The organism is Psychromonas hadalis ATCC BAA-638 (genome assembly GCF_000420245.1).
Lineage (GTDB): Bacteria > Pseudomonadota > Gammaproteobacteria > Enterobacterales > Psychromonadaceae > Psychromonas > Psychromonas hadalis.
The window spans coordinates 1-2,516 of record NZ_ATUO01000275.1 but is presented as its reverse complement, the minus strand read 5'-3'; the positions used below and the strand labels follow the sequence as shown (position 1 = coordinate 2,516).

At 37.7% G+C, this 2,516-nt stretch carries 2 protein-coding genes; both read right to left on the bottom strand.

What is annotated here, in order from left to right:
- Positions 1 to 578: 578 nt before the first annotated feature.
- The gene (locus G322_RS0118695; RefSeq protein ID WP_022943196.1) at positions 579 to 1,733 is read right to left on the bottom strand and encodes a PilT/PilU family type 4a pilus ATPase; all 1,155 of its coding nucleotides are present in this window, start codon (positions 1,731 to 1,733) and stop codon (positions 579 to 581) included.
- A 162-nt stretch (positions 1,734 to 1,895) separates the two neighbouring features.
- A complete protein-coding gene (locus G322_RS21445; protein WP_022943195.1) occupies positions 1,896 to 2,459 on the bottom strand; it encodes a type 2 periplasmic-binding domain-containing protein in 564 nt (187 codons plus the stop codon).
- Positions 2,460 to 2,516: the final 57 nt, after the last annotated feature.

The window sequence follows — 2,516 nt, the reverse complement described above, 5'->3', positions numbered from 1 at the left end:
ACCTCATAAAAAAGCCGAATATATGGCTGCAATGCACTCTATTTCAACGATCAAAATTGTCTTGCAATCGGAGAGGGTCCATATATGGTATAAAGCCACTTTATTCGGACGTGATGCTTCAGCTTCGCCTTGGTAACTAAGCAGGCCTAAAGTCCTACGTCCAAGTGCTACTTTAGAGCTAAAGCATTACTTCCCCCTCAAAAAAAGAAGTAGCACAGTTATCAAACAGAGCTGAAAATTAATACTCTTGCCGATATAAAAAAGACGACATATATACCCGTTATCATTCAAGGTGCAAAATTCAGCAAGCTGTGAGGTGAGTAGGTTCTAGGCAGAAAGTTGAAGGTCTAGCTGGTTCAATCGATGCTTTCTAACAACGAAGATGCTTGCCTCAAAGCTTGCCTTGTGGGTCGCCAGCTCGAAAACTAATTCGGCGTTGCAGTATTCGATAAGGGCTTACATTGTCATCATACTGCGCCTTGTCTTAGTGTCCGAGCTGACGACTGAATAAAGCACTTTGATTGGTAACGGGTATACGCCGTCTTTTAAATTGGAAGTGAAACTTTATTTTCGCCTATCTAAGAAAAATCGAGATCATCAAAACTTATTTTAGGCTCAAGGGTTAAACCGCCACCCTCTTTTTTTGCTTTAGCTTCCACTTGCTCGGCAATGCCACCTTTGTGTAGTTTAAATTTCAAAGCAATATTAGTGGGTGAATCAGAGTTTTTAGTCGCCTCCTCTTCGCTAATACGCCCCTCTAGAGCAAGATCGAACAAAGCACCATCAAACGTCTGCATACCCAAATTTTTAGATTTCTCCATTACATCTTTAAGCAAACCAAAGTCACCTTTTTTGATCATGTCACGGATGGTTAATGTCCCCATCATTACCTCAATAGCCGCACAACGTTTACCATCTATCGTCGGTATTAAGCGTTGGGAAATAAATGCTTTTAGGTTATTGCCTAAGTCATTTAATAGCTGAGGGCGACGCTCTTCGGGGAAAAAGTTGATAATACGGTCTAACGCTTGGTTAGCATTGTTTGCGTGCAGTGTTGAAATGGCCAAATGCCCTGTTTCTGCAAATACAAGCGCATGTTCCATGGTTTCACGATCACGTATTTCACCGATTAATATGACATCAGGCGCTTGGCGCAGCGTATTTTTAAGAGCTGCATGAAAACTGCGTGTATCAACCCCTACTTCACGTTGATTAATAATGCTTTTTTTATGTTTGTGTACAAACTCAATGGGATCTTCAATGGTAATAATATGACCCGATGAGTTTTCATTACGGTGATCAATTAAAGCGGCTAATGAGGTTGATTTACCAGAGCCTGTCGCGCCAATAAATAACACCAGACCGCGTTTGGTCATGATCACCTCTTTTAAAATTTCAGGCAATCTTAAATCTTCAAATTTAGGAATTTCTACTTTAATATTACGCGCCACAATAGAAACTTCATTGCGCTGTTTAAATATATTGACACGAAAACGTCCCACACCAGAAATAGAGATAGCTAAGTTCATCTCCAATTCCTGTTCAAAGGTAACTTTCTGCTCACTATCCATAATGGAATCAGCAATAACAGCAACTTCACCCGGCTTAAAAAGCTCATTATTTATTATTTTCAAATTGCCTTGAAACTTTGCAGAAGGAGGTGCACCCGTTGCCAAATAAAGATCAGATCCATCTTTACTCGACAATATTTTTAGCATTTCTTCAAATTCCATGAGTGACTCCTTAAATTCTAATCCAATTAAAGTAGCATATTAACATACTAGGCTAACTCAGTGATCTTTATAACTTTAATGGTATTTCTTATCTCTTACATCACTAAATAATATGCTTACTTCTGAGCGGTAGCTTTTCGTATTAGTGCATCATAATAAGCCCTACTCTCGCTCATTTGTCGTTTTGTAGTTTTGTAGTTTTGTAGTTTTGTAGTTTTGTAGTTTTGTAGTTTCACTTAATAATGGGTTATTAAGCTCAATAATCACTCTGTTTTGCATATTTAGATACTGTAATGTTTGCCCAAATTTAGCGATAAACATCTGCTCATACTCTCCTGTTTTTTGCAAAACATGTAATCCTTCCTTTATACGTTCTGCGAGCTTAGGTTTGTTTTTGTTAATAAAATAATAGAGCGGTAATGGGTAATATATAATAAGATTACTCTCAATAACAATCCCTTTATAAGCATGTGTATAAAACTCCTGTACGACTTCATTCGCACCTCGAGAAAAACAATCAAAACGCCCTGCAGCAAGCAGATCAAACAATAAATTATACTTATTGGCTTTCCATATATTCAGGCCATTAGCTTCCATAATCTGGGTATCTGGCCAGTTTTGATGCTGTCCAATTTTTACATTATTATTGATAAGATCTGCTAACGTATATAAATGATTAAAGATATCCTGATTTTTCGGTTGAATAGTAAGCGTCAGGGCAACCACACCTTCATCTAATTTCTGATCTCAGTTATGTTATTTTCAAGTCAAATAAAAGGAAAT

Bases quoted from the DNA above. Each gene is read 5' to 3' on its own strand.
- G322_RS0118695 (WP_022943196.1), bottom strand. From the start codon at position 1,733: ATGGAATTTGAAGAAATGCTAAAAATATTGTCGAGTAAAGATGGATCT.